Annotated in this window: 28 protein-coding genes and 1 tRNA gene; 8 read left to right on the top strand and 21 right to left on the bottom strand. The window is 63.9% G+C overall.

Annotation, left to right across the window (positions count from 1 at the left end; genetic code table 11):
- Positions 1 to 154: 154 nt before the first annotated feature.
- The 13 genes from ACFFUC_RS13020 to ACFFUC_RS13080 form a co-directional block, all read right to left on the bottom strand.
- On the bottom strand, positions 155 to 1,099 hold the full coding sequence (locus ACFFUC_RS13020; protein WP_377686853.1) for an AEC family transporter: 945 nt from the start codon (positions 1,097 to 1,099) through the stop codon (positions 155 to 157).
- Positions 1,096 to 1,896 (bottom strand): MBL fold metallo-hydrolase, encoded by an 801-nt coding sequence (locus tag ACFFUC_RS13025; RefSeq protein ID WP_377686855.1) that lies wholly within the window; start codon positions 1,894 to 1,896, stop codon positions 1,096 to 1,098. The genes ACFFUC_RS13020 and ACFFUC_RS13025 overlap by 4 nt, the downstream gene beginning before the upstream one ends.
- Positions 1,893 to 2,693, bottom strand: coding sequence for a TatD family hydrolase (locus tag ACFFUC_RS13030; RefSeq protein ID WP_377686857.1), 801 nt, complete (start codon positions 2,691 to 2,693; stop codon positions 1,893 to 1,895). Before ACFFUC_RS13030 ends, ACFFUC_RS13025 begins: the two co-directional genes overlap by 4 nt.
- 15 nt (positions 2,694 to 2,708) lie before the next feature.
- The gene (locus ACFFUC_RS13035; protein ID WP_377686859.1) at positions 2,709 to 3,791 is read right to left on the bottom strand and encodes a DNA polymerase III subunit delta'; all 1,083 of its coding nucleotides are present in this window, start codon (positions 3,789 to 3,791) and stop codon (positions 2,709 to 2,711) included.
- The gene (tmk, locus tag ACFFUC_RS13040; protein WP_377686861.1) at positions 3,788 to 4,387 is read right to left on the bottom strand and encodes a dTMP kinase; all 600 of its coding nucleotides are present in this window, start codon (positions 4,385 to 4,387) and stop codon (positions 3,788 to 3,790) included. Before tmk ends, ACFFUC_RS13035 begins: the two co-directional genes overlap by 4 nt.
- Before the next feature lie 9 nt (positions 4,388 to 4,396).
- Positions 4,397 to 5,542 (bottom strand): D-alanyl-D-alanine carboxypeptidase family protein, encoded by a 1,146-nt coding sequence (locus ACFFUC_RS13045; protein ID WP_377686863.1) that lies wholly within the window; start codon positions 5,540 to 5,542, stop codon positions 4,397 to 4,399.
- A gap of 153 nt (positions 5,543 to 5,695) precedes the next feature.
- The gene (gene lexA / locus ACFFUC_RS13050; protein WP_377686865.1) at positions 5,696 to 6,397 is read right to left on the bottom strand and encodes a transcriptional repressor LexA; all 702 of its coding nucleotides are present in this window, start codon (positions 6,395 to 6,397) and stop codon (positions 5,696 to 5,698) included.
- Positions 6,398 to 6,545: 148 nt separating this feature from the next.
- On the bottom strand, positions 6,546 to 7,724 hold the full coding sequence (locus tag ACFFUC_RS13055) for a molybdopterin molybdotransferase MoeA (RefSeq protein ID WP_377686867.1): 1,179 nt from the start codon (positions 7,722 to 7,724) through the stop codon (positions 6,546 to 6,548).
- Positions 7,721 to 8,191 carry a cyclic pyranopterin monophosphate synthase MoaC gene (gene moaC, locus ACFFUC_RS13060; protein ID WP_377686869.1) on the bottom strand — a complete coding sequence of 157 codons (471 nt, stop codon included), beginning with the start codon at positions 8,189 to 8,191 and terminating at the stop codon, positions 7,721 to 7,723. Before moaC ends, ACFFUC_RS13055 begins: the two co-directional genes overlap by 4 nt.
- Positions 8,188 to 8,979, bottom strand: a complete 792-nt coding sequence (gene trpC, locus ACFFUC_RS13065; RefSeq protein WP_377686871.1) for an indole-3-glycerol phosphate synthase TrpC — start codon at positions 8,977 to 8,979, stop codon at positions 8,188 to 8,190. The genes moaC and trpC overlap by 4 nt, the downstream gene beginning before the upstream one ends.
- A 9-nt stretch (positions 8,980 to 8,988) precedes the next feature.
- Entirely contained in the window at positions 8,989 to 9,648 is a 660-nt protein-coding gene (locus ACFFUC_RS13070; RefSeq protein ID WP_377686873.1) for a uracil-DNA glycosylase, read from the bottom strand.
- Positions 9,645 to 10,673: an anthranilate phosphoribosyltransferase gene (gene trpD, locus ACFFUC_RS13075; protein ID WP_377686875.1), complete on the bottom strand. Its 1,029-nt coding sequence runs from the start codon at positions 10,671 to 10,673 to the stop codon at positions 9,645 to 9,647. The genes ACFFUC_RS13070 and trpD overlap by 4 nt, the downstream gene beginning before the upstream one ends.
- Positions 10,670 to 11,263: an anthranilate synthase component II gene (locus tag ACFFUC_RS13080; RefSeq protein ID WP_377686877.1), complete on the bottom strand. Its 594-nt coding sequence runs from the start codon at positions 11,261 to 11,263 to the stop codon at positions 10,670 to 10,672. Before ACFFUC_RS13080 ends, trpD begins: the two co-directional genes overlap by 4 nt.
- Before the next feature lie 120 nt (positions 11,264 to 11,383).
- Here ACFFUC_RS13080 and ACFFUC_RS13085 point away from each other — a divergent pair, with 120 nt between their 5' ends.
- From ACFFUC_RS13085 to trpE, 4 genes are all read left to right on the top strand, one after another.
- Positions 11,384 to 12,298: a hypothetical protein gene (locus tag ACFFUC_RS13085; RefSeq protein ID WP_377686879.1), complete on the top strand. Its 915-nt coding sequence runs from the start codon at positions 11,384 to 11,386 to the stop codon at positions 12,296 to 12,298.
- Positions 12,299 to 12,451: 153 nt separating this feature from the next.
- On the top strand, positions 12,452 to 13,627 hold the full coding sequence (locus ACFFUC_RS13090) for an aminotransferase (RefSeq protein WP_377686881.1): 1,176 nt from the start codon (positions 12,452 to 12,454) through the stop codon (positions 13,625 to 13,627).
- 133 nt (positions 13,628 to 13,760) lie between these two features.
- Entirely contained in the window at positions 13,761 to 15,692 is a 1,932-nt protein-coding gene (locus tag ACFFUC_RS13095) for a peptidylprolyl isomerase (protein ID WP_377686883.1), read from the top strand.
- A gap of 2 nt (positions 15,693 to 15,694) precedes the next feature.
- Positions 15,695 to 17,200 carry an anthranilate synthase component I gene (gene trpE / locus ACFFUC_RS13100; protein WP_377686885.1) on the top strand — a complete coding sequence of 502 codons (1,506 nt, stop codon included), beginning with the start codon at positions 15,695 to 15,697 and terminating at the stop codon, positions 17,198 to 17,200.
- Between the two features lie 43 nt (positions 17,201 to 17,243).
- Here trpE and ACFFUC_RS13105 read toward each other — a convergent pair whose 3' ends face one another.
- Genes ACFFUC_RS13105 through fabI form a run of 4 tightly spaced genes read right to left on the bottom strand, consistent with a single transcriptional unit; the run spans position 17,244 to position 19,691 of the window.
- Positions 17,244 to 17,714, bottom strand: a complete 471-nt coding sequence (locus ACFFUC_RS13105; RefSeq protein ID WP_377686887.1) for a DUF2127 domain-containing protein — start codon at positions 17,712 to 17,714, stop codon at positions 17,244 to 17,246.
- On the bottom strand, positions 17,714 to 18,202 hold the full coding sequence (gene gpt, locus ACFFUC_RS13110; RefSeq protein ID WP_377686889.1) for a xanthine phosphoribosyltransferase: 489 nt from the start codon (positions 18,200 to 18,202) through the stop codon (positions 17,714 to 17,716). Before gpt ends, ACFFUC_RS13105 begins: the two co-directional genes overlap by 1 nt.
- A gap of 15 nt (positions 18,203 to 18,217) precedes the next feature.
- Entirely contained in the window at positions 18,218 to 18,820 is a 603-nt protein-coding gene (locus tag ACFFUC_RS13115; RefSeq protein ID WP_377686891.1) for a LysE family translocator, read from the bottom strand.
- A 43-nt stretch (positions 18,821 to 18,863) separates the two neighbouring features.
- Positions 18,864 to 19,691, bottom strand: a complete 828-nt coding sequence (fabI, locus tag ACFFUC_RS13120) for an enoyl-ACP reductase FabI (protein WP_377686893.1) — start codon at positions 19,689 to 19,691, stop codon at positions 18,864 to 18,866.
- An 84-nt stretch (positions 19,692 to 19,775) separates the two neighbouring features.
- Here fabI and pdxH point away from each other — a divergent pair, with 84 nt between their 5' ends.
- From pdxH to ACFFUC_RS13140, 4 genes are all read left to right on the top strand, one after another.
- Positions 19,776 to 20,438 (top strand): pyridoxamine 5'-phosphate oxidase, encoded by a 663-nt coding sequence (gene pdxH / locus ACFFUC_RS13125; protein WP_377686895.1) that lies wholly within the window; start codon positions 19,776 to 19,778, stop codon positions 20,436 to 20,438.
- 141 nt (positions 20,439 to 20,579) lie between these two features.
- Positions 20,580 to 21,179 (top strand): cold-shock protein, encoded by a 600-nt coding sequence (locus tag ACFFUC_RS13130; protein WP_377686897.1) that lies wholly within the window; start codon positions 20,580 to 20,582, stop codon positions 21,177 to 21,179.
- A gap of 29 nt (positions 21,180 to 21,208) precedes the next feature.
- Positions 21,209 to 21,703 (top strand): DUF192 domain-containing protein, encoded by a 495-nt coding sequence (locus ACFFUC_RS13135; protein WP_377686899.1) that lies wholly within the window; start codon positions 21,209 to 21,211, stop codon positions 21,701 to 21,703.
- A gap of 48 nt (positions 21,704 to 21,751) precedes the next feature.
- A tRNA-Pro gene (locus ACFFUC_RS13140) sits at positions 21,752 to 21,828 on the top strand.
- Positions 21,829 to 21,832: 4 nt separating this feature from the next.
- Here the strand turns inward: ACFFUC_RS13140 and ACFFUC_RS13145 are convergent.
- From ACFFUC_RS13145 to ACFFUC_RS13160, 4 genes are all read right to left on the bottom strand, one after another.
- Positions 21,833 to 22,942: a tyrosine-type recombinase/integrase gene (locus ACFFUC_RS13145; protein WP_377686901.1), complete on the bottom strand. Its 1,110-nt coding sequence runs from the start codon at positions 22,940 to 22,942 to the stop codon at positions 21,833 to 21,835.
- Positions 22,935 to 23,114: a hypothetical protein gene (locus tag ACFFUC_RS13150; RefSeq protein WP_377686903.1), complete on the bottom strand. Its 180-nt coding sequence runs from the start codon at positions 23,112 to 23,114 to the stop codon at positions 22,935 to 22,937. The genes ACFFUC_RS13145 and ACFFUC_RS13150 overlap by 8 nt, the downstream gene beginning before the upstream one ends.
- On the bottom strand, positions 23,111 to 23,377 hold the full coding sequence (locus tag ACFFUC_RS13155) for a hypothetical protein (RefSeq protein ID WP_377686905.1): 267 nt from the start codon (positions 23,375 to 23,377) through the stop codon (positions 23,111 to 23,113). The genes ACFFUC_RS13150 and ACFFUC_RS13155 overlap by 4 nt, the downstream gene beginning before the upstream one ends.
- A gap of 2 nt (positions 23,378 to 23,379) precedes the next feature.
- Positions 23,380 to 23,760 (bottom strand): hypothetical protein (locus tag ACFFUC_RS13160; protein WP_377686907.1); only part of this gene is annotated, 381 nt, incomplete at its 5' end.

Raw genomic sequence — 23,760 nt, forward strand, 5'->3', positions numbered from 1 at the left:
CTCGTGATCTTCTCCATCGCGCTCCTCACAACCGTCGAGCTCCTGCGAAGAAGAACCGAAAGGCTGAGGGGCGTCACCCCGCGGTAAACGAAATCCGACGAGGGACGGAGGAAAGGGCGCGGCCATCAGGCGCGCCCTTTTCCGTTGGGGGGCGTTACGGCAGAAGCGCCAGCCAGAACCAGATCGAAAAGATCGAAAGCGCGGTTGCGACCAACACGGTCGAAGCCGCAACCCTTTTGGCCGCGCCATAAAGCGAGGCGAAGAGATAGGCATTGACCCCCGGTGCCATACTCGCGGTAATCACCGCCGAGCGCATCGCCGGTACCTGAAGCTGAAAGAGCGTGCCCAGCCCGTAGGTGACCACCGGATGCAGCACCAGCGAGCAAAAGCAGCACAGCACGATGGCCTTGGTATCCCCCTCGGGACGGTAGCGGTAGAGCACGCCCCCAAGGCCGAAAAGCGCGGCCGGCAGGGCCGAACGCGCCATCATATCGGCCGCCGCCCAGAAGCCTTCGGGCAGGACCAGACCGGCCGAAAGCAGCCCGTTGGCGATCAGACCGCAAAGAATGCCGATCACCAGCGGCGTGCGGATAACCCCGATCAGCGCACGCGAGGCGACACGGCTGATCGACATGCCCTGTCCGCGCGCCCGCGTGAACTCCATCATCGTAATGCCGAAGGTGTAAAGAAGCGGCGAATGGATCGAGATGATTGCGAGGTTGCCCGAGATCGCCTCGGCCCCGTAGGCACGCTCCATGATCGGGACGCCGAGCAGGAGCGAGTTGGAAAAGAGGCAGCAAAAGCCGATGGCCACGGCATCCTCGGGCGAGCGGCCGAGAAAGCGCCGCGACACGAACCAACCGACGAAATAGGACAGGAAGGCGCCGCTATAGAACGCCAGCCACATCAGCCCGTTGAAGTTTCCGCCGAGATCGAGGCGCGAGATGCTGGCGAACAGCAGGACCGGCACCGCGAAATTCTGGGCGAAGCGCATCAGCCCGTCGACCGAGCTTTCCGAGAACATGTTGCGCCAAGCGACGAAATAGCCAAAGCCGATGATGATGAAAACCGGCAGGATAACGTCGACAAGGATGGTCATTTGAAGCCTATTGCCAATCCGTCATGGGCCGGGACGACATGGTCGGGAGTCATCTGCATGACCTCGTCGTAATCGAGATCGATATGCATATTGGTGACGATGCCGCGCGCGGCGCCCGAGCGTTCGATCCATTCGAGCGCAAGCGCGAGATGGGCGTGGCTCGGATGCGGAGTATGGCGCAGGGCGTCGCATATGAAGACTTCGCAACCCTCGATCGCGGGCCAGGCCGCTTCGGGGATCGACAGCACATCGGGCAGGTAGACCAGCCCGCCATCCTCGCCCGCGATGCGGAAACCCAAAGCTGTGATGCCGCCGTGGTCGACCTCGAAAGGGGTAAAGGACAGCCGCCCGCCCGCGCCGTCAACGCCGAACGGGCCTCCGATGCGGCGCAATTCGCCGATCGGCGGGTAATGCGAGCCCTCGGGCGTCTCGAAAATATAGCCGAAACGGTCGGTCAGCGCGTTGGCCGTCTCGCGGTCGGCCCAGATCGGCATGATGCGACCCATATTGTAGACGATCTGGCGCAGGTCATCGATGCCGTGGGTGTGGTCGGCATGGGCATGGGTGTAGAGCACGCCGTCGAGCTCGCCGACATCGGCCGCGAGAAGCTGCGGTACCATATCGGGGCCGGTGTCGATCAGGATGCGGGTGGTGCCTTTCGGTCCCTCGCGCTCGACCAAAAGCGCACAGCGCCGCCGCCGGTTCTTGGGATTGTCGGGATTGCAGGCACCCCAACGGTTGCCCAGACGGGGAACCCCTCCCGACGATCCGCATCCGAGGACCGTCGCGCGGATCATGCTGCGGCCTTCGTGAACAACCGGTCGAAATTCGCCGTGGTGAGCGCGGCGAATTCGGCCTCGGTCATGCCGAAGGTCTCGGCGCCGACGCGGGCGGTATGGACGACATAGGCCGGCTCGTTGCGCTTGCCGCGATAAGGCGGGGGGGCGAGATAGGGGGCGTCGGTCTCGACCAGAATGCGCTCGCGCGGGGCGGCGGCAAAGATCGCGCGCAGATCGGAAGAACGCGGGAAGGCCGCGATCCCCGACATGGAAAGGTAAAAGCCCAGATCGAGCGCCGCCTGTGCCAAAGCCGCGCCGCTCGTGAAGCAATGCATGACGCAGGAAAACGCGCCTGCGCGATGCTCCTCGGTGAGGATGCGCGCCATATCCTCGTCCGCATCGCGCGAATGGATGATCAGCGGCAGGCCGGTGCGGCGTGCGGCTTCGATATGGATGCGCAGGCTTTCGGCCTGAATGCCCGCACTTTCGGGCGTGTAATGGTAGTCGAGGCCGGTCTCGCCGATGCCCACGAACTTCGGATGTCGGGCGAGGGCGACGAGCGCATCGACCGTGACCAAAGGCTCTTCGGTAACCGACATCGGATGGACGCCGCCGGCATAGAACAGGCCGTCATGCGCCTCGACCAGCGCGCGGACCGCCGGTTCGTTCTTCATGCGCGTGCAGATCGTCACCATACGCGACACGCCTGCCGCCTTGGCGCGGGCAATCAGCTCGTCCTGCTGGCCGACGAAATCGGCGAAATCGAGGTGGCAATGGCTGTCGACAAGCTGCGGCAAGGGGGAGGGTGCGGTCATCTTCGCCTGATCCGATCAATTCGCGGGCCGGTTCGCCAGCCCAATCAGCATATCCAACACCAGCGCGGAAGGGTCAAGGTTGACCGCCCGACCGGCGCGCGCCCGCGCCGAAAGTTCGGCCTGCGCCTCGGCCCATTGCCGCGCGGCGAGATCATGGGGCGAGAGGCGCGCCAGAACCTCGGCCTCGCGTTCGGCAGCCTGCGGCAGCGGCGGGCCGGACAGTCCGGCCATCGCCGCGCGCGACAGAAAACGGTCGAGCAGGGTAATAACAAGATCGAAAGCATCGCCATCCGCGCCGGCCCGCGTGGCCGCGAGATCGGCGAGGGCGGACGCGCGGCGACGGTCGATCCGTCCGCCATCGGCGAAAAGATCGGTGATGCGTTGGTAAATCTCGAGCCCGTTCTGGCCCGTGAGGCGCAGAGCCTCGCCCACAGAGCCGCCCGAAAGCGCGGCGAGTTTCTCCGGATCGCCCTCGGCCTCGAGCGTGGCGAGAACCTGACCGATTTCCGCGCCCGACAGCGGCGAAAGGCGGAGTTCGCGGCAGCGCGAGCGGATTGTCGGCAAAAGTCGCGCGGGCTGGTGCGAGATCAGGAAAATCACCGCATCTTTCGGCGGCTCTTCGAGCATTTTCAGCAGCGCATTGGCGGCTGAGGTGTTCATCTCGTCGGCGCTGTCGATAATCGCGACGCGGCGGCCGCCTTCGGAAGCGCTCATATGGAAGAAAGAGAGCAGCTTGCGGATCTCGTCGACGGTGATCTCTGCGCGAAGGCGTCCGGTTTTCTCGTCGACGGGGCGGCGCACAAGTTGAAGGCGCGGCTCAGAAAGGGCGGCGATGCGGCGGGCGATCGGGGTCCGGCCCGCCTCCGCGACCTCGAGCGACAGATCCTCGGCCAGAAGCCAACGCGCAAGCGCCCAAGCCAGTGTCGCTTTGCCTGTCCCGCGCGGGCCGGTAATCAGCCAGCCATGATGGAGCCTGCCCGAGCGCGCCGCCGAGGTGAAGCTGGCGATCGCGTCGCGATGGCCTATCAGCGTTTCGGTGTGGCGGGGGTGGGGGGCCCCCGGAACGCGGTCGGATTCGGGAAGCGCGTCCTCGCTCATGGGAGCGCCGCCCGAATGCGGGCCGCGACGTCATCGGGGCTTCCCGCGCCGTCGATCAGGCGGACGCGGTTCGGGGCCTCTTCGGCCAGAGCACGGAAACCCGCGCGCAGTTTGATCTGGAAGTCGAGCCCCATGCCTTCAAAGCGATCCTCGACCGTGTTGCGGGCATGGCCGCGACGCAGGGACACCTCGGGGTCGATATCGATGACAAAGGTCAGGTCGGGCTCGATGGCGATCATCAGCTGGTGAAGCTGGTCGACGATCGTGCGCAAATCGGCCCGCGCGGCACCTTGATAGACACGGGTCGAATCCGCGAAACGGTCGGTGATCACGGTCGCACCCCGCGCGATGGCGGGGCGGATGGTACGTTCGATATGGTCGCGCCTTGCGGCCGTGAACAGCAAAAGCTCGGTCTCGGGCGACCATCTCTCGCTGCCGCCCTCGACGAGGAGGCGGCGAATTTCTTCGGCACCGGGGCTGCCGCCGGGCTCGCGCGTCAGGGTCACGTCGCGGCCGAGCGCGCCGAGATCCTCGGCCAGACGCCGCGCCTGTGTGCTTTTGCCAGAGCCGTCAATGCCCTCGAAACTGATGAACATCGCTGGCGATCAGCCGCCGGCCGCGTCGATTGCCTTGCGGCCGATCCGCACGGCAGCGCTTTGCAGGCGCCCGAAAATGCCCGCGGTTTCGATATCGGTGGCGGTGATCAGCGGCATGCGCGATTCGCCGGTGCCGGGGATGTTGATGACGAGATCGCCAACCCGCGTGCCGGCTTTGATCGGTGCTTCGATCGGACCGTTGAACACTGCCTCGGCGGTCATGCCCGATTGTGCCCCGGCCGGGATCAGAACCTTCACGCCGTCGACGGTGGTCAGGCCGACCTTGCTGCGGTTGCCGAGCCAGACCGGCGCTTCGGCGACGATGTCGCCTTTGGGAACGACGGTACGCATGGTGAATTGGCGGAAGGCCCAGTTCACGATCCGCTCGGATTCCTCGGCGCGCGAGCGGTCGTCGGGCAGGCCGGAGACGACAAAGATCACGCGGCGGCCGCCTTGCGCTGCCGATCCGACGAGGCCGAAACCGGCCTCTTCGGTATGGCCGGTTTTCAGGCCGTCCGCCCCGATCCCGAGACGCAGCAGCGGGTTGCGGTTGTTGCGGTTCGCGGGCGCGCGGTTGTCGTAGGGGAATTCTTCGAGCGCGAAGAATTTGTAATATTCTGGAAAGTCGGTGATCAGGTGCTGCGCCAGAACGCCAAGGTCGTGGGCGGACATTTCATGGCCGGGAGCGGGCCAGCCCGAAGCGTTCACGAAATGGGAATGGGTCAGGCCGATGGCCTTGGCGCGCTCGGTCATCTGGCGGGCGAAGGCTTCTTCGGTTCCGGCAAGGCCTTCGGCGACGACGACACAGGCGTCATTGCCCGAAAGAACGATCATGCCCTTGATGAGCTCCTCGACGGTCGGGCGATCATTCTCGTTGAGAAACATCGTCGAGCCCTGCATCTGGCGGGCCTTGGTCGAGACCGGAAGGCGGGTGTCCATCTGGACACGACCCTCTTCCAGTGCCTCGAACAGCATGTAGATCGTCATCAGCTTGGACATCGACGCCGGAGGCAATGCCTCGTTCGCGTTCTTTTCCATCAGAACGGTTCCGGTTTCGACGTCATAGACCCAAGCCGCACGGGCATTGGTGTCGAAGGCCGTGGCCGGAGCGGTCAGAGAGATCAGGGCGCAGAAGCCAAGGAGGAGGGCGCGCATGAGATGTCCTTTGCCTGTCGCTTTTCCCCGTATGATTACAGCAGCCGCCCTTGAGCCGCAACGCTGCGGGCCGGTTGTTTTCGCCGAAGTGATGATTGCCGCGCAATCGCGTACAACCGGCGGCGGAAGGCCGGATGCACGTGCTGCCAAGGCTTAGTAGCTGCGGATCAGCCCGACGAGGCGGCCTTGGACCTTGACCATATGTTCTGGCAGAAGCCGCGTTTCATAGGCCTGATTGGCCGCCTCGAGCGCGATGAGGCCGTTCTTGCGGCGATAGCGCTTGAGGGTCGCTTCGTGACCTTCGATCAAGGCCACGACGATATCGCCGTTGTCGGCCGAATTCTGTTCGCGGATCACGACGACATCGCCATCGTTGATCCCCGCTTCGATCATCGAATCCCCGCGCACCTCGAGCGCGTAATGGTGGTCGCGGCTCGAGAGCATGCTGCCCGGAACCGCGATGTGATGCGAGATTTCCGAGATCGCCTCGATCGGGACACCGGCTGCTATGCGGCCCATGACCGGCAATTCGATCGCAGAGGATTCGACCAGCGGGATCGCATCGCGTGGTGCGGCGGGATGGGGCGCGGCCTTGCCGCCTTCGATCGCGCGGGGTTTGAAATCGGAGCCTTTGTTCAGGGCATCGGGCAGGCGCAGGATTTCCAAGGCACGGGCGCGGTGGGGCAGGCGGCGGATGAAGCCGCGCTCTTCCAAAGCGGTAACCAGACGGTGGATCCCCGATTTCGACCGCAGATCCAGGGCCAGCTTCATTTCGTCGAAAGAGGGCGGCACCCCGTCACGTGCAAGCCGCGCCTGAATGAATTCGAGCAACTGGATCTGTTTCTTGGTCAGCATGAATGTTCCCCGATCGACACGGCCGCAATATGTTCAGCTTATGTTCTAACTTCACCTGCTCATCACGTCAACGAGATGAGCCGATTCGGTTGAACAAAAGGTTAACTCGGACGCTTTATGTTCGCGAAAAGGGCGCTTTTGTCGGGTTTTACGCGCGCAGAGGCAAATAACGCACCGTCTCGCCGACCGCTCGGGCGGGGTCGAAAGCGGGACGGACCAGCAAGGCATCGGCCTGCGACAGAATGCCGAGCCGCGCGGAATCCTGATCGTCGAAAGCGGCAATACCCAGCTCGTCGCCGTCAAGGGACAGCTTGGCGCGCAGGTAATGCATGCGGTCGCCCTCGGGCGGGAGGGGGGCGGTCAGCTTGGCGCTTTGATAGGGATGGGCAAGGCTTAGCCCCTGCATCTTCGCGACCAGCGGCTTGAGGAACAGCATGGCGCAAACGATGGAGGACACCGGATTTCCGGGCAGGCCGAGCATTGCGGCATTGCCGATCCGGCCCGCCATCAACGGCTTTCCGGGGCGCATCGCGATCTTGTAGAAGGCGCGCTCCATTCCGAGGTCGGAGGCGACCTTCCCGACAAGGTCGTGATCGCCGACCGAGGCACCGCCGATCGTCACGATCAGATCGGCGTCGCGCGCGGCGGCGAAGCCCTCGCGCAGGCTGTCTTCGGTATCGCGGGCGATCGGCAGGATGCGGGCCTCGGCACCGGCCTCGCGGGCGATGGCTGCAATGGCGAGATCGTTCGAGCAGATGATCTGGCCGGGGCCGGGGACCTCGCCCGGACGCACCAGCTCGTCGCCGCCTGCCATGACGGCAACAACCGGACGACGGGCGACGGTGATCCGCGCGACATTCATCGCCGCGAGCAACGAGAGGTCCGAGGGCGCCAAGGGGCGGGCGGGCTGAAAGGCGAAGCCTTCGGCGAAATCATTGCCGCGCGCGCGGATATTGAGGTTCTCGTTCACCGCGCCGACGGTGATTTCGTTACCGTCGCGCGTCACGATCTCCTGCATGACGACGCGGTCATAGCCTGCGGGCACCGGCGCTCCGGTGAAGATGCGGATCGCGGTTCCTTGGCGCGGGGCTCCTTCCCAAGGATGACCGGCCGAGGATTCCCCGATCACGCGCAGCGGACCGGGCAGATCGGCGTCGCGCAGCGCATAGCCGTCCATTGCGGCGCTATCGAAAGGGGGTTGGGTGAGGCGGGCCAGCGCGGGCGCGATCATGACGCGGCCAAGGGCGTCCCGAAGGGCGATTTCCTCGGCAACCGGAGGCTGCGCCAGACCCAGAACCAATGCGGTGGCTTCCTCGACGGTGATCATTCTGCTTTGAAATCCCCTGATTTTCCGCCGGTTTTGGACAGAAGCCGGATCCCTTCGATCCGCATGTCCTTCTGGGCGGCCTTGAGCATGTCGTAGATGGTCAGGCAGGCGGTCGAGACGGCGGTCAGCGCCTCCATCTCGACGCCGGTGCGGCCGGTGGTCGAAACGGTCGCCGTGACACGGATGCCGGGCAGGGCGGGATCGGGCTCGAATTCGATCGCGACCTTGGAAATCGGCAGCGGATGGCACAGCGGGATCAGATCCGAGGTGCGCTTGGCCCCCATGATCCCCGCCAGACGGGCGACGCCGATCACATCACCCTTGGCCGCGCCGCCTTGGGCAAGCGCCAGCGTTTCGGGCGCCATGACGACCAGCCCTTCGGCAATCGCGGTGCGTGCGGTTTCCACCTTGCCCGAGACATCGACCATATGGGCCTGCCCGCGCTCGTCGAAATGCGTCAGGCTCATGCGGCCAGTCCCAGAATTTCGCGCGTGGCGGCGGCGACATCGGCTTGACGCATCAGGCTTTCGCCGATCAGGAATCGCTCGATTCCGGCCTCGGCCATACGGTCGAGATCGGCGGGCGTGAAAAGCCCGCTTTCGCAAACGATATCACGGTCTTGCGGGATATGCGGTGCCAGATCCAGCGTGGTCTCGATCGAGACTTCGAAAGTCTTGAGGTTGCGGTTGTTCACCCCCACCAGCGACGATTTCAGTGCCAACGCACGGTCCAGCTCTTCACGGTTGTGGACCTCGATCAGCGCGTCCATCCCCCAATGGAAAGCGGCATCCTCGAGTTCGGCGGCGAGGCTGTCGTCGACCGAGGCCATGATGATCAGGATGCAATCGGCACCCCAGGCGCGGGCTTCGGCGACCTGATAGGTGTCGTAAAGGAAATCCTTGCGCAAAACCGGCAGGTTGCAGGCCGCGCGGGCATTGACCAGAAATTCCGGCGCGCCCTGAAAACTCGGGGCGTCGGTCAGGATCGACAGGCAGGCCGCTCCGCCCGCCTCATAGGCCTGTGCCAGCGCCGGCGGGTCGAAATCGGGGCGGATGAGGCCCTTCGACGGGCTCGCCTTTTTGATCTCGGCGATCAGGGCGTGGCCGGTCGCGGCCTTGGCGCTCAGCGCGCCCGCGAAATCGCGGACCGCGGATGCGGCGCGGGCCTCGGCTTCGACACCGCTCAGCGGGCGTTCGGCTTTGGCCTTAGCGATTTCTTCAATCTTATAGGCTTTGATGCGGTCGAGGATATCCATGGTCTGTTTCTAGCCTTGAGGGAGGTTCGGGGAAAGTCCGGCCCAGTCGATAACGGGCTCGCCCTGCGCGGCCAGCCAGTCGTTGACGCGGCTGAAGGGGTGTGAGCCAAAGAAACCTTTGCGCGCCGACAAAGGTGAAGGATGCGCGCTTGCAATGACATGATCGCAATCGCGCGGCAGATCCGCCAGCGCTTTCTGGGCATGCCCGCCCCAGAGGATGAAAGCAAGCGGTCGCAGCGATTGGGCATGGGTGACTGCCTCTCGGGCGAGCCGGTCCCAGCCCCATTTCGCATGGCCTCCCGCCGCGCCGGGTGGAACGCTAAGCGCGGTGTTGAGCAAAAGGACGCCCTGACGTGCCCAATGGCCCAGATCGCCATTGGCCGGTGTCGCGCCGATATCCGAGGACATCTCCTTGTAGATATTGTTCAGCGACCGCGGCAGGGGCGTCCCGGGTGTGACCGAAAAGGCCAGGCCATTGGCATGGCCGGGGGTCGGATAGGGGTCTTGGCCCAAAAGGACGACCCGCACCTTTTCGGGCGGGGTCAGCGCGAGCGCGGCAAAGACGCGCTCGGGACCGGGAAGCCAGTTGCCGCCTTCGAGACGGCTACGGATCTCCGCCCAGCTTTCGGTGAAGAAAGGCAGAGAGGACCATGCCGCAGGAAGGATCATGCCTCGGGTGCGCCGGTGAAACCGGCCAGAGCGTCGAGCTTGGCCAAGGCCTTGCCGGAATCGATGGCTTCGGCAGCCAGAGCAGCCCCTTCGCGCAGATCGGCGGCGCGTTCGGCGATGACCAGCGCCGCGGCCGAATTCAGCAACACCGCGTCGCGATAGGCGTTTTTCGCGCCGTTCAGGATCGCGCGGGCTGCTGCCGCGTTCTGTGCGGGATCGCCGCCGATGATGTCCTCGAACGGGTGGACCGGCAGTCCGGCATCTTCGGGCGATATCTCGAATTCGGTGACCTTGCCGTCTTTCAGCTCGGCCACCCAGCTCGTGCCCGCGATCGAGAGCTCGTCTGTGCCGTCGCTGCCGTGGACAAGCCATGCGCGGTCAGAACCCAAAGCGCGCAGGGTCTCGGCCATGGGGCGGTTCCAGTCGCGGTGGAACGTGCCGGTCAGCTGGCGGGCGACACCTGCCGGATTGGTCAGCGGCCCGAGCAGGTTGAAGATCGTCCGCGTGCCGAGTTCGGTCCGCGCGGGTCCGACATGGCGCATCGCGGGATGATGGACCGTGGCCATCATGAAGCAGATGCCGATTTCATCGAGCGCGGTTTGCGCGATCTCGGGGGTGGACATGACATTGATGCCCAGATGGGTCAGCGCATCTGCCGAGCCCGATTTCGACGACAGGTTGCGGTTGCCGTGTTTGGCGACCACGACCCCCGCACCCGCCACGACCAGCGCCGAAGCGGTCGAGATATTCAGCGTGCCCTTGCCGTCACCGCCGGTCCCTACGATGTCGATCGCACCGGCAGGGGCGGTGATGCGGTTCATCTTGGCGCGCATGGCGCGGGCGGCGGCGGCGATTTCCTCGACGGTTTCGCCGCGCACGCGCAGCGCCATCAACAACCCGCCGATCTGCGCAGGCGTCGCCGCGCCGTCAAACAAGGCGGTAAAAGCGGCCTGCGCCTCTTCGCCGGTCAGCGAGCGGCTGGCCGCGACCGAAATCAGCGGCCGGATGTCTTGGGCATTGCTCATGCTGCGTCTCCGCTGCGGTTCGTGGTCCGGCGCAGGAAGTTCGCAATCATCTGGTGGCCGTGTTCCGAGGCGATCGACTCGGGGTGGAACTGGACGCCCTCGATCGGCAGGCTGCGGTGCATCAGCCCCATGATCGTGCCGTCGGGGCTGGTGGCGGTGACGCGCAGCGCGTCGGGCAGGCTCTCGGGCTCGACGGTGAGCGAATGGTAGCGCGTGGCCTTGAGGGGCGTCGGCAGATCCGAGAAAACGCCGGTCCCGTCATGCGAGATGTCGTCGGTCTTGCCGTGAACCACGCGCGAGGCGCGCACGACTTTTCCGCCGAAAGCCTCGCCGATGGCCTGATGGCCGAGGCAGACGCCAAAGAGCGGGATTGCGCGTTCGGCGGCGGCCTTGATCAGGGGCACGATGATGCCGGCCTGCGCGGGCGCACGCGGCCCGGGCGAGATCAGGATGCCGGCCGCGCCCATCGAAAGGGCCTCGTCGACGGTCAGAGCGTCATTGCGCCGCACGACGACTTCGGCCCCCGCTTCGCCCAGATAATGAACGAGGTTCCAGGTGAAGCTGTCGTAATTGTCGATGAGCAGGATCATGGTCGCGCCTTGCTTTGGGGGGTGAACCCCGTCAATTCTGCGGCTATAGATGTGCCAAAGGCACGCGTGGGGTCAACCCCGCGGGGCAAGAAAAACAGGGACGGATACAGGCAGAGACGAATGGCTCGGGGCTTCGCGAAAGGTCTGTTTCAGGGGGCGATCCTCTGTGTTGCTGCGGTTGCGGCATTGTCGCTTGTTGTGCCGCTGCCGCAAAAGGCGACGGATGCGGGGGATGCTGCGGGCAGAACCGCCGTCTCCGGTGTCGCGACGCAAAGCGGCGATCGCGCGGGCAGCACCGGTCCCGACGCCGAGGCGATCAGCCTGCCTGTCGGATCGGAATTCGCACGCGGCGACGACGTCCAGCCGGTTGCACCCGCGCCCTTGACCCGCCCCGAAAACGCCCGTCAGGGCGAGGCTCCGAAAGTCATGACCACGCCCGACGCTGCCGCCTCGGCCCCCGCGCGGATCACGGCGGGGCGTCCGCAAACCGGCGTCGAGGCTCCGGTTGCGCCGGTTGCCATGGCACCTGTGAGCGAACCCTCCGACCTTTTGCCGAGCCCCGCGCGCGAAGCTCCGATCCCGATCGAGCCTCCGGGACGGGTGCAGACCCCCGCACTGGACCGCCGGCCCGAACAGGTTTCGACCGAGAGCCGCGATGGTGCAACGTCCTCGCGTCCTGACGAGCCTGCGCGGAATGCGGCGAGTGCCCGTGACGCGGGCAGCCCGGGCCAAACTGGCGCGGCCAATGATGATGCGCCCGCAATCGGCGCCGGGGATGACCGCTCGCCTGCGCGTGCTTTTGTCCCGCAGCCGCCCGCTTTGATCGCGCAGGAGGGCGGGGCCGAGGAAAGCCCGCGCCTTGACGATCTGGCCGCGCTTCAGGCGGAACAGCCCCCTGCCGGCCGGCCCGCGGATGCAGGCGTGGTTGCGCCAGAAGCTGCCGCATCGGTTGCCGTGGGGGTGATCCGGATGGATCCGCTCGATCTGAGCCTGCCGCCGGATCTGGGGGGCTTGGGTCTTTCGCCCGAGCGCTGAGCCTGCGGGCCTGCGATGGTCCGGCCCGATTACCCGACAAAATGAGGCGGTCTCGGGCGTCTTTGTGCTTGAATGCCGCCTCGCGAACGCCTCAAGTGTCGCCAGCGCATGCTGCGGCATGCGATCCAATGTCCTCTCACGATCAGGCCCGCCATGCATCCGCTCAACCCTGCCGTTGCCTCGACCTTCCGCCCTCCGGTCATGGAGGCGCGCCGCTGGCTGGAAGGGGTCAGCTTTTCCGCCGAGCGGCCGCTGATCAACGTGAGCCAGGCCGCACCGCTCGATCCCCCGCCAGAGGGGTTGCGTCGCGCGATTGCGGATGCCTCGCTCAATATCCCCGAGGCGCATCTTTACGGCCCCGTTCTCGGTAATGGCGATCTGCGCGCGGCGGTCGCCCAACGCTGGAATGCCGCTTACGGCGCAAAGCTCGAACCGGCCAATGTCGCGATCACGCAAGGCTGCAACCAGGCGTTTTGCGCGGCAATCGCCACGGTTGCGGGGCAGGGCGACGAGGTGATCATTCCGGTGCCGTGGTATTTCAACCATAAAATGTGGCTGGATATGCAGGGGATCAAAGCCGTGCCTCTCTTTTGCGGCGAGGGTATGATCCCCGATGCCGCTGATGCCGAAAGGCTGGTTACGGCACGGACGCGCGCGATTGTTCTGGTCACGCCGAACAACCCGTCCGGCGCGGAATATCCCGCAGAAACCCTGCGCGCCTTTTACGAGCTGGCCCGCAACAGCCGCCTCGCTTTGGTCGTCGACGAAACCTACCGCGATTTCGACAGCCGCGAGGGCGCGCCGCATGATCTTTTCAGCGATCCCGATTGGGGCGATGTGCTGATCCAGCTCTATTCCTTCTCCAAGGCGTACCGGCTGACCGGTCATCGCGTCGGCGCGCTGGTGGCCAGCGAAAGGCGGATGATCGAGGTCGAGAAAGTGCTCGATACGCTGGCGATTTCGACCAGCCAGCTAGGCCAGATCGGCGGGCTTTGGGGGATGACCCATCTCGGGGACTGGCTCGCCGGAGAGCGCCGCGAAGTGATCGCCCGCCGCGATGCGATGCGCGCGGGGATGGAGGCTTTGCCCGGCTGGAAGCTCAAGGGCTGCGGCGCCTATTTCGCCTGGGCCGAGCATCCTTGGGATCTTCCCTCGCCCGAACTGGCCAAGCGTCTCGTCAGCGAGGCGGGCGTGCTGCTTTTGCCCGGCACGATGTTCATGCCCGAGGGCGATTCGTCGGGGTTGCGCCATGTCCGTATTGCCTTCGCCAATATCTCGGGGGCGAAAATCGACGAATTGATGCAGCGTTTGGCTGCTTTCCGGCCCTGAGCCCGCCGTTTCCCCGCCATCGGCCATGTCCCATAGTGTCGCGGAAGGGTCGCGACACTTGCCGCGATTGGCCCGGCCCCCTAAAACGGCACCCTAAAACACAGCGCGATATGAAAAAGACAGGCAGCATAAAATGAGCAAGGTCCGGAAAAAAGGAAAGTCCCTCGTCGTCTGGGTCTTGATGGCGATGCTGATGTTCGGCTTGGTCGGCTTTGGTGTCGACAGCTTTACGAGCAGCGGGACCGAGATCGGTCAGGTCGGCAAAGTCGCGATCACCGATGGCGATTACGCCCGCGGCCTGCGCAACGAGATGCAGGGCTTTGCCCAGCAAACCGGCCGCAACCTGACCAATGAAGAGGCCAAATCCATCGGCCTGCCGCAGGTCGTGCTGTCGCGTCAGGTTCAGGTCGCCTCGCTCGAGGACAAGGCGAACCGTCTCGGGGTTTCGGTGGGCGATGATGTCGTCGCCAAACAGCTGCAGGATGCGCCTGCCTTCAAAAACCTCAGCGGGCAGTTCGATCCGGCGGTCTATGCCGACGTGTTGCGCCGCGAGGGCCTGACCGTGCGCGAATTCGAACATGATCTGCGCATGGACGAGGCGCGCATGATCTTGCAGCGCGCTGTGGTTTCGGGCGTCAAGGCACCGGCCGCTTTCACCGATCTCTCGACTTCCTGGCTGCTCGAGACCCGTGACCTGCGCTGGCAGGAACTGGTTGCCGCCGATCTTTCCGCGCCGGTCGCCGTGCCGGACGAAGCGACGCTCGAGGCTTGGCATCAGGCCAATGCCGACCGCTTCACCGCACCGGAAAAGCGCAAGATTTCCTATGCCTGGCTTACGCCGGACATGATCGAGGGCAGCGTCCAGCTGGATGATCAGGCCCTTCGGGACCTGTATCAGCAGCGCATCGATGAGTTTCAAAAGCCCGAGCGCCGCATGGTCGAGCGTCTGGTCTTCCAGAATGCCGCCGATGCCGAAGCTGCCAAGGCGCGTCTTGATCGCGGCGAAGTCACCTTTGAAGCTTTGGTCAACGAACGCGGGCTGACGCTCAATGATATCGATCTGGGCGAAGTCACCAAGGACGAGCTCGGCACTGCGGGCGAGGCGGTTTTCGCCATCGACCAGCCGGCCGTTGTCGGCCCGATCGCGGTCGATCTCGGCTCGGCCTTGTTCTCGATGAACGCCATTCTCGAGCCGCAGGACATCTCTTTCGAGCAGGCCAAAGCCGATCTGCGCGGCGAGGCCGCTCTGGATCGTGCGCGCCGCCAGATCGACGATCTTCGCGGTCAGGTCGATGATCTTCTCGCAGGTGGCGCGACGCTCGACGAACTTGCTTCGGAAACCGAAATGCAGCTCGGCAGCATCGAATGGAGCGAGACCGACCAGCCCGAACACGGCAGCATCGCGGCCTATCCCGATTTCCGCAGCTATGCGCAGGCGCTCAAGGTCGATGATTTCCTCGAGCTGCACGATCTCGACGACGGCGGCATTTTCGTGCTGCAGCTGACCGAAACCGTTCCGCCCGCGCTGATCCCCTTCGCCGAGGTCCGCGACCGCGTGGCCGATGATTGGGTCGCCAGCGAAACCAAGCGCCAGCTTCAGGCCCTTGGTGCCGAGCGCCGCCTTGCCGTCATGGCCGAAACCTTGACCCCGCCCGAAGAGGCCGCTCCGGCCGCGCCGGCGGTGGATGTCGCGACGGGCGCCGAGGTCACGGAAGCGCCTGCGGCGGTCAGTCAAGGCGAATGGCACGAGGTTGCGGCCCTTGCCCGCGACGGCTTCATCGAAGGCACTCCGGCGGCTCTGGTTGCGGCGGCTTTCGCGCTCAACGAGGTTGGCGATGCCGAGGTCGTGGCCGACGGCAACCGCGTCTTCCTCGTGAGCCTTGATGCCGTCCATCCGGCGGATCTTGGGGCAGAGGAAGCCGCGCAGGTCAAAACCGGCGTCGAACGCCGCCTGAGCGATGCCTTGCAGCAGGACATGTACGAATATTTCTCGCGTGCATTGCTGGCGGAGCAAAGCGTGACGATCAATCAGGCTGCAGTCGATGCGGTCAACTCGCGGATGTGATCATGGATTTGACGCCTGAGTTTTCCGAATTCGAACGCGGCTGGAATGCGGGGGAGAACCAGCTGGTCACCCTGCGCCTTGCCGCCGATCTTGATACGCCGGTCAGCCTGATGCTGAAACTCGCCGAGGCGGCGCCGATGAGCTTCATGCTCGAAAGCGTCACCGGCGGCGAGGTCCGCGGCCGCTATTCGGTCGTGGGTATGAAGCCCGACCTGATCTGGGAATGCCGCGACGGCAAGGCGCGTGTGAACCGCAATGCGCGCTACAGCAACGATTGGCAAAGCGACGACCGTCCCGCGCTGGACAGCCTGCGGGCGCTGATCGCCGAAAGCCGGATCGAGATGCCCGACGGAGTGCCTCCGGTCGGCGCAGGCCTGTTCGGCTACCTTGCCTATGACATGATCCGTCTGGTCGAGCACCTGCCCGATGTGAACCCCGATCCCTTGAACCTGCCCGATGCAATGCTGCTGCGCCCGACGGTTGTCGCGGTGCTCGACGGCGTGAAGGGCGAGGTCACGCTTTGCGCTCCCGCATGGCATCAGGACGGTGTGCCCGCGCGCGCGGCCTATGCCCAAGCTGCCGAGCGCGTGATGGAGGCTTTGCGTTCGCTCGACCGCCAACCGTTCGAGCCGCGCACGCTTGGTCAGGACATGCAGGTCGGCGAGCCGCGCTCGAATTTCTCGCGCGAGGGCTATCTGGCCGCGGTCGAAAAGGCCAAGGATTATATCCGCGCGGGCGATATCTTTCAGGTCGTGCCGAGCCAACGTTGGGCGATGGATTTCCCCCTGCCGCCCTTCGCGCTTTACCGCTCGCTCCGCCGGACGAACCCGTCTCCCTTCATGTTCTTCCTCAACCTCGACGGTTTCCAGATCGTGGGCGCCAGCCCCGAAATCCTCGTGCGTCTGCGCGACGGCGAGGTGACCGTGCGCCCGATCGCGGGGACGCGCAAACGCGGTGCCGACGAGGCCGAGGATCGCGCGCTCGAGGCCGATCTGCTGGGTGACCAGAAGGAACTCGCCGAACATCTGATGTTGCTCGATCTCGGGCGCAACGATGTCGGCCGCGTGGCGAAGATCGGTACGGTTCGCCCGACCGAGCAGTTCACCATCGAGCGTTACAGCCACGTCATGCATATCGTCTCGAACGTCGTGGGCGAGCTGCGCGAGGGCGAAGATGCGCTGTCGGCGCTTCTGGCGGGGATGCCGGCTGGCACGGTTTCCGGCGCGCCAAAGGTCCGCGCGATGGAGATCATCGACGAGCTCGAGCCCGAAAAACGCGGTGTCTATGCCGGTGCGGTCGGCTATTTCGCCGCCAATGGCGAGATGGATATGTGCATTGCCCTGCGCACGGCGGTGGTCAAGGACGAGACGCTTTATATCCAGGCGGGCGGCGGTGTCGTCTATGACAGCGACCCCGAGGCCGAATTCGAGGAAACCGTGAACAAAAGCCGTGCGCTTCGCCGTGCGGCCGAAGAGGCCGCGCGTTTCGTGCGGGGCGGCAACAGCTAAGGCTTCGGCCTGATCTGGGAAAACTTCAAACGCGGGGGGCGCATCACGTCTTCCGCGTTTTCCATTCGCGCCATGTCAGCCAGATGACGAAGGCGTCGAAGGCCGACAGCGCGAGCATGACGGGGCCTCCGGTTTGCCACCAGTCGAACATCTGCCACACGATGAACCCGCCAAGCACCAGCATTGCAAAAGGATAGGCGCTGTACCAGCCGCGCGCCAAAGCCGTCACCACGACCAGTTTCACCAGCCCGTGCCCGATCAGATAGATCGCCCAGAAGTGCAGATGGCCGCTTTGCACCCCCGAGAGGTGGCGCACAAGCACTCCGGCCAGACGGTCGTCGGGGTCCGCGATCAGCTGGTGCAGCTCCGTTTCGTGAAGAAAGCGGAGCGCACGCCCACTGAGCGGTGTGGTCAGCATGATGCCGACCAAAGTCTCGAAAGCCGCGAAAACGCCTTTGATCAGGATCGAAGCCTCGAAAACCCGATGCAGAAAGCGTTGTCCCGCGGCCTTCATCAATCCTCGCCGCGGATCGGCTGGACGTATTGCAGGGCCATATCCCAGGGGAAGAAGATCCAGGTGTCCTGGCTCACCTCGGTGACGTAATCGTTCACCATCGGCTTGCCTTTGGGCTTGGCGTAAACCGTGCCGAAATGGGCCTTGGGATACATCTGGCGCACGAGTTCAAGGGTGCGGCCGGAATCGACCAGATCGTCGATGACCAGAATGCCGTCGCCGTCGCCCATCAGCACCGGATCGGGGGATTTGAGGACCTCGAGGCCGCCCTGTTCCTGCTTGTGGTAGGATTTGACGGAAATCGTGTCGATGGTACGGATGTCGAGTTCGCGGGCGACGATCATCGCAGGAACCAGACCGCCACGGGTGATGGCGACGACGGCGCGCCACTCCCGACCGTCAAGCCGCCATGCAAGGGCGCGGGCATCGCGGTGCATCTGGTCCCAGCTGACGTGAAAGCCCTTTTCGTGGGGGAGGCGCTCGGTCATTGGGGAAATCCTTGATTAATGATTCAGGATCAATAGCAGACCAAGCAAGCCCATCGCCAGTGCCGCCGCACGGTCAATCCAGAATTTTGCCGCGAAATAGCGGTTGCGCATGATGGCGGTCGACATGGTGACCGTGATCATGGCGTACCAGAACAGCTCCGTCCCCAGCGAGACGAAATAGACCGTGACTTTCTCGGGTGCCGAAAGGGCCTGCGGAAAGACCGACAGAATCAATGCGGCATAAAAAAGCGCGGGCTTGGGGTTCGAGAGGTTGAGGGCGATCCCGCCCCAGAAACCCTTGCTCGCGCCGCCCGCCGCCTCGGGCAGGGCTTGCGTCGAGGCGCGCCACAAGACCGAGGCGAACCACAGAAGATAAATGCCGCCGAAGATTTTCATCGCGGTGTACAGCGGGGGGTGCAGCCGGAAAACCACCGCAAGCCCCACGAGCGCGACGATGCACCAAAGCGAGGCCCCCGCGGCAAGGCCCAAAGCATAGGGCAGGGCGCGGGCCCGCCCGAATTGGAACGCCGCCTGAATGGCGGCGATAATGGCGGGGCCGGGGGTGAGGATCGCCAGCGTCAGCGCCGAGACGAGTTCCAAAAACTGTTCAAAACTCATCCCGGCGTGCTACTTTCGCTGTCTTGCCGCTTTCGCGGTTTCGTTACTCTTTATGAGCGGTCGCGATATCGGGCGCGTCGACGGCCTTCATGCCGACGACATGGTAGCCCGCATCGACGTGATGGGTCTCGCCGGTGACGGCCGAGCCCAGATCCGACAGCAGGTAAAGCGCCGATTTCCCGACCTCTTCCTGGCTGACGTTGCGGCGCAGAGGCGAGTTCAGCTCGTTCCACTTCATGATGTAGCGGAAATCGCCGATGCCCGACGCCGCCAGCGTCTTGATCGGACCGGCCGAGATCGCGTTGACGCGGATGCCGTCCTTGCCCAGATCCTCGGCGAGGTAACGCACCGATGCCTCGAGCGCGGCTTTGGCGACACCCATGACGTTGTAATGCGGCATCACGCGCTCGGCGCCGTAATAGGTCAGCGTCAACAGGCTGCCGCCATTGGGCATTAGCGCCGCTGCATGACGCGAAACCGTGGTGAAGGAATAGACGGAAACATCCATCGTCATCATGAAATTGTCGCGCGTCGTATCGGCATAGCGCCCGCGCAGCTGGTCCTTGTCGGAGAAGCCGATGGCATGGACGACGAAGTCGATCGACTCCCAGCGCTGGCCGAGTTTCTCGAACAGCTCGGCGACCGAGGCCTCGTTCGAGACGTCGCATTCGACCACGAAATCCGAACCGATCTGTGCCGCCAGCGGGTCAACGCGCTTTTTCAGCGCCTCGCCATGATAGGAGAAAGCCAGTTCCGCACCGGCGTCCGCAAGAGCTTTGGCGATGCCCCATGCAATGGACTTGTCATTCGCCAGCCCCATGATTAGGCCGCGCTTACCCTGCATCAGACCGAGCATGCTATTGCTTGACATGAAGATGTCCCTCGCGATTTTCTTCGATGTCGCAAGGATTAGGCCAAGAGTGCAGGGGCATCAAGTGTCAGGAGAATGCCGGAAATGACCGATCGCAGTGGTATTTTCGCAGGAGACGATCCTTTTGCCATCGCCCGCAGCTGGCTTGCCGAAGCCGCCAGGACCGAGCCGAACGACCCCAATGCCATCGCTCTGGCCACGGTCGATGCCGACGGGCTGCCCGATGTGCGCATGGTTTTGCTCAAGGAGATCGACGGCGCGCGCGATGACGGCTCTTTTGTTTTCTATACGAATTATGAAAGTGCCAAAGGCACCCAGATCGAGGCGACGGGCGTGGCCTCTTTCGTGATGCATTGGAAAACCCTGCGCCGCCAGATCCGCGTGCGTGGCCATGTCATCCGCGAAGAGGGCGAGCAGGCCGATGCCTATTACCGCTCGCGTGCGCTGGATTCCCGAATCGGCGCCTGGGCTTCGGCGCAAAGCCGCCCATTGGCAAGCCGCTCCGCGCTGCTCGCCGAGGTCGCCAAGCAGGGTTTCGCGCAAGGGTTGAGCCCGAAGCGGCCGCCGTTCTGGGGGGGCTACCGAATCCGACCTGTTCAGATTGAATTCTGGGCAGATGGTGCATTTCGTCTGCATGACCGCTTTCGCTGGACTCACGACGAAACTGGCAGGGAAATCAAAACACTGCCGCGTGATGGGCAAGAAAGCGCCAATAACCCTTGGGTTGTGACGCGTCTTAGCCCTTGATTCTGCGCCTCAATGACCACATGGTATGGAAAACCTGACCAACTAGTCTCTGATCCTGTCCCGAATGTAGTTTGCTAAGCCAGCCTGCTGGTTTTCATGTGCCAGTCGTTAAAATGGGATCGATAGAGGAAGCGTAAAGTTATGAACGAGACTGGCGGCCTGAAGCGCCCCATCACTGGCGTGATCAAATGGTTCGACGCGGCGCGTGGCTTTGGCTTTTTGTCAGTCGTTGAAGGCGAAGGCTGTGATGTCTTGCTGCATGCCAATGTGCTGCGCAACTTCGGCCAAAGCTCGGTTGCCGACGGCTCGCGCGTCGAGCTGATCGCCCAGGAAACCAGCCGTGGCCTGCAGGCCGTGGAGGTTCTGTCCATCGAGCCTTCGACGACCAGTGCCATGCCGCCGATCGCCGACCTGAGCGGTGCAGCCACCGAAGACGTCGAGCGTCTTCCCCTGTTGCCCGCCCGCGTGAAATGGTTCGACAAGGCCAAGGGCTTCGGCTTTGCGACCGTCTTCGGCCAGAAGGGCGACATTTTCCTGCATATCGAGGTGCTCCGTCACGGCGGTTTCGCCGATCTGACCGTGGGCGAGGCAATCGCCATCCGCATCGTTGACGGCCGTCGCGGTCTGATGGCGGCCCAGATCCTGACCTGGGATCGTGTCATCGAATCCGAGCGCAGCCCGCAATCTGCCGCGAATGTACCTTTGTTGCTCAAGCCGCGGCTTGTCGCCGGCGTCTTGTGAGCGGCCTCCCTCTCGCTTTTGGAACCGTGTTGGGCCGCTTGGGTCTGGCTTGTGCCGGCCTGCTGCTGGGCTCTGCCGGTGCTTTTGCCGCAGGGCAAAGCTGCCCGCCCGATCAGGTGGTTTTCCTGACCGATACCGGCGCCAAAAGCATCACGGTCGAGATTGCCGACGACGAGGCGGAGCGCGCGCAGGGCCTGATGTTTCGCGAAAAGCTCGCGCCCGATCACGGCATGATCTTCATCTACGAGACGCCGCGCCCCGCGAGTTTCTGGATGCGCAACACCTTGATCCCGCTCGATATGATCTTTCTCGATGCGCGCGGCGTGATCCGGCATATCCATCCCGAAGCCAAGCCGCTCGACGAGACGCCGGTGCCGGGAAACCTGCCCGGAGATCCCGATCCCGACCGCCTCTATGTGGTCGAGCTCGCCGGCGGAGAGGCCGCGCGGCTCGGGTTGAAGCCGGGTCAGGCAATGGCCTTCGCGGGGATTTCGAAAAGCACGGCCGCCGCACCCTGCCGCTGACGATTGTGGCTTTCCCCTTTCGATTCCAGCGGCTATGAGTGCCTTGTTCGGGGCGTAGCGCAGCCTGGTAGCGCGACGGTTTTGGGTACCGTAGGCCGGAGGTTCGAATCCTCTCGCCCCGACCACGTTTTAGCCTTCATTTTGACCTCCGGTTTGCAGCTTGGTTTGCAAGTTTTTTCGTTTTTCCGCCGTCTTGAGCTTTTCAGCGAGGCTGTCGCTCATATCTGCGGAGAGCGCGACATAGCGCTCGATCACCTCGGCGGCATGCTTGAGCGACCACCCCATGTGCGTGGCGATCTCTTTCAAGTCGGCGCCGGCCTCCAGTAGTCTCGTCGCCGCAGTTCCCCGCGCGTCATAGAGGCGCAGTTCCTTGCGAATGTTTAGGCGGTCACGCCATTCGCTGACTGCGTCACCGAGATAGTTCTCGTGCTTGAATGGCGTCCCAGCCTGTGTCGTGATGAGCGTCGCTTGGCTCGGCGGGATCGCGGATAGGATTTCCAACATCCCCGTCGTGACAGGAATCGAGGCGAGCCGTTGGCGCTTGTTGGTGCGAATCACGATGCGATAGCCGTGCGGTGTCCGGTGAATATGATCGCGGGTCAACTCGGCGAGGTCTCCCGGACGCAAGCCCGTTTCTAGGGCAATCGCGAGGATCCTCCAGACATGAGGCGGCGAACCGGCTCTGAAGCGTTCTATTTCGTCGGGCGTCCAGAAGATCTCCGACCGATTGCTCTTGTAGACCGATTTCACCTTCTGAAGGTGGTGATGGCGAAGGGTGCCGCGATCATGAGCAAAGGCGACCAGCCTTTGCAGGTGCCGGATTCGGTCATCCCCGACCTTGCCGCCGATCTTGTCCCGCCAGTCGAGGGCTTGAACGCGGATGCGCGGGTCATCAAAGGCCGCCAAAGGCGCGTCGCCGAACTTGCGATCGATCCCGTTCTTGTCGTGGTAAAATGAAACCTTCATGTCGCTTTGTGTGCGTGGGGCTAGCCCGTTAAAATCGGAGCTGTCCAAGAATCGCAGAATGATCGATCGGAACTTTCCGACCGCTGGGGAGGTGCTCGATCCGGCCGCAGAAAACGCCGAGACGTATTCCGGCGAGCCGACCGGAAAGGGCATGCTGTTGTCCCAGAATTTGACGGCCCCCTTTCCTCGGCCCACATAGTGATGCTCGCGCACTTCGCCTGTTGCGAGCTTTTTGCGTACCCTGTTGATCCCCTTGAGGATGATTCTAGTCATCTTGGCTAAACCAATCGTCTACATCGCTTCTGTTTTTCTGTAGCGCTTCGGGAAGGATGCGAATTGTTCCTTCTGCTGTAACCTCGACGATTGCGCGGTTGTCGATCTCCCGCGCTGCGCGGATCGCGCGTTTAATTTGCGCCTCCGTGAAGTTCGCGCGACGTCCCATCACCCAACCCTCCTCTTATCCTCGACGACCGGATCCTCCGGAAAGCAGACCGCGCAAGGCGCGATTGCCAAAAAGGCCCAGTCTTCCGCGCCGTGCCCGCGACACCTCGCGCATGCCGGATCCGGCCCGAGAAAACGGCTGATCTGCCGGATCGCCTCTTCGTAGGTATGGGCAATGCCACCGGATCCGGTTTCCTCATGCACCCATGTCCGCGCGCCGCTCGGATGGTCGCTTTCCACGATGGTGATGCCGCGGTGGGTGCTCATGGTCATGTCTTGGCCTCTGCGGCCATGAATTCAGCATGGATCTGGCGGATAAACCCGATCACCTTGTCGATCTGGCTCTGCGTCTGGCGGTCGGGCGGTGGCGTGCGCGCCAATGAGGGGCGCGGCTCTGTTTCATGGCGCGGCGCAGGGCGCAGATCCTCCCAGCTTGCTCTGGGCAGGCCGATGGTCTGCTTGGCTGGCGCAAGCTCGCGACCAACTGCGGCAGCACCGCGCACGGTGGTGGGGCTGATGTTCAAGGCGGTTGCAATCCGGCGCGTGGAATAGCCAGCGGAAGCTTGCGCTGCGATCCACTTCGCGCGCTCCAGCTTGAGGTCATCGGGTGCATCGTTTGGCATCGGCCCAAAGATGTGCGCAGGCGGGGC

It is taken from the genome of Paracoccus cavernae, from assembly GCF_042430175.1.
Lineage (GTDB): Bacteria > Pseudomonadota > Alphaproteobacteria > Rhodobacterales > Rhodobacteraceae > Paracoccus > Paracoccus cavernae.

Bases quoted from the DNA above. Each gene is read 5' to 3' on its own strand.
- ACFFUC_RS13020 (WP_377686853.1), bottom strand. From the start codon at position 1,099: ATGACCATCCTTGTCGACGTTATCCTGCCGGTTTTCATCATCATCGGC.
- ACFFUC_RS13025 (WP_377686855.1), bottom strand. From the start codon at position 1,896: ATGATCCGCGCGACGGTCCTCGGATGCGGATCGTCGGGAGGGGTTCCC.
- ACFFUC_RS13030 (WP_377686857.1), bottom strand. From the start codon at position 2,693: ATGACCGCACCCTCCCCCTTGCCGCAGCTTGTCGACAGCCATTGCCAC.
- ACFFUC_RS13035 (WP_377686859.1), bottom strand. From the start codon at position 3,791: ATGAGCGAGGACGCGCTTCCCGAATCCGACCGCGTTCCGGGGGCCCCC.
- tmk (WP_377686861.1), bottom strand. From the start codon at position 4,387: ATGTTCATCAGTTTCGAGGGCATTGACGGCTCTGGCAAAAGCACACAG.
- ACFFUC_RS13045 (WP_377686863.1), bottom strand. From the start codon at position 5,542: ATGCGCGCCCTCCTCCTTGGCTTCTGCGCCCTGATCTCTCTGACCGCT.
- lexA (WP_377686865.1), bottom strand. From the start codon at position 6,397: ATGCTGACCAAGAAACAGATCCAGTTGCTCGAATTCATTCAGGCGCGG.
- ACFFUC_RS13055 (WP_377686867.1), bottom strand. From the start codon at position 7,724: ATGATCACCGTCGAGGAAGCCACCGCATTGGTTCTGGGTCTGGCGCAG.
- moaC (WP_377686869.1), bottom strand. From the start codon at position 8,191: ATGAGCCTGACGCATTTCGACGAGCGCGGGCAGGCCCATATGGTCGAT.
- trpC (WP_377686871.1), bottom strand. From the start codon at position 8,979: ATGGATATCCTCGACCGCATCAAAGCCTATAAGATTGAAGAAATCGCT.
- ACFFUC_RS13070 (WP_377686873.1), bottom strand. From the start codon at position 9,648: ATGATCCTTCCTGCGGCATGGTCCTCTCTGCCTTTCTTCACCGAAAGC.
- trpD (WP_377686875.1), bottom strand. From the start codon at position 10,673: ATGAGCAATGCCCAAGACATCCGGCCGCTGATTTCGGTCGCGGCCAGC.
- ACFFUC_RS13080 (WP_377686877.1), bottom strand. From the start codon at position 11,263: ATGATCCTGCTCATCGACAATTACGACAGCTTCACCTGGAACCTCGTT.
- ACFFUC_RS13085 (WP_377686879.1), top strand. From the start codon at position 11,384: ATGGCTCGGGGCTTCGCGAAAGGTCTGTTTCAGGGGGCGATCCTCTGT.
- ACFFUC_RS13090 (WP_377686881.1), top strand. From the start codon at position 12,452: ATGCATCCGCTCAACCCTGCCGTTGCCTCGACCTTCCGCCCTCCGGTC.
- ACFFUC_RS13095 (WP_377686883.1), top strand. From the start codon at position 13,761: ATGAGCAAGGTCCGGAAAAAAGGAAAGTCCCTCGTCGTCTGGGTCTTG.
- trpE (WP_377686885.1), top strand. From the start codon at position 15,695: ATGGATTTGACGCCTGAGTTTTCCGAATTCGAACGCGGCTGGAATGCG.
- ACFFUC_RS13105 (WP_377686887.1), bottom strand. From the start codon at position 17,714: ATGAAGGCCGCGGGACAACGCTTTCTGCATCGGGTTTTCGAGGCTTCG.
- gpt (WP_377686889.1), bottom strand. From the start codon at position 18,202: ATGACCGAGCGCCTCCCCCACGAAAAGGGCTTTCACGTCAGCTGGGAC.
- ACFFUC_RS13115 (WP_377686891.1), bottom strand. From the start codon at position 18,820: ATGAGTTTTGAACAGTTTTTGGAACTCGTCTCGGCGCTGACGCTGGCG.
- fabI (WP_377686893.1), bottom strand. From the start codon at position 19,691: ATGTCAAGCAATAGCATGCTCGGTCTGATGCAGGGTAAGCGCGGCCTA.
- pdxH (WP_377686895.1), top strand. From the start codon at position 19,776: ATGACCGATCGCAGTGGTATTTTCGCAGGAGACGATCCTTTTGCCATC.
- ACFFUC_RS13130 (WP_377686897.1), top strand. From the start codon at position 20,580: ATGAACGAGACTGGCGGCCTGAAGCGCCCCATCACTGGCGTGATCAAA.
- ACFFUC_RS13145 (WP_377686901.1), bottom strand. From the start codon at position 22,942: ATGACTAGAATCATCCTCAAGGGGATCAACAGGGTACGCAAAAAGCTC.
- ACFFUC_RS13155 (WP_377686905.1), bottom strand. From the start codon at position 23,377: ATGAGCACCCACCGCGGCATCACCATCGTGGAAAGCGACCATCCGAGC.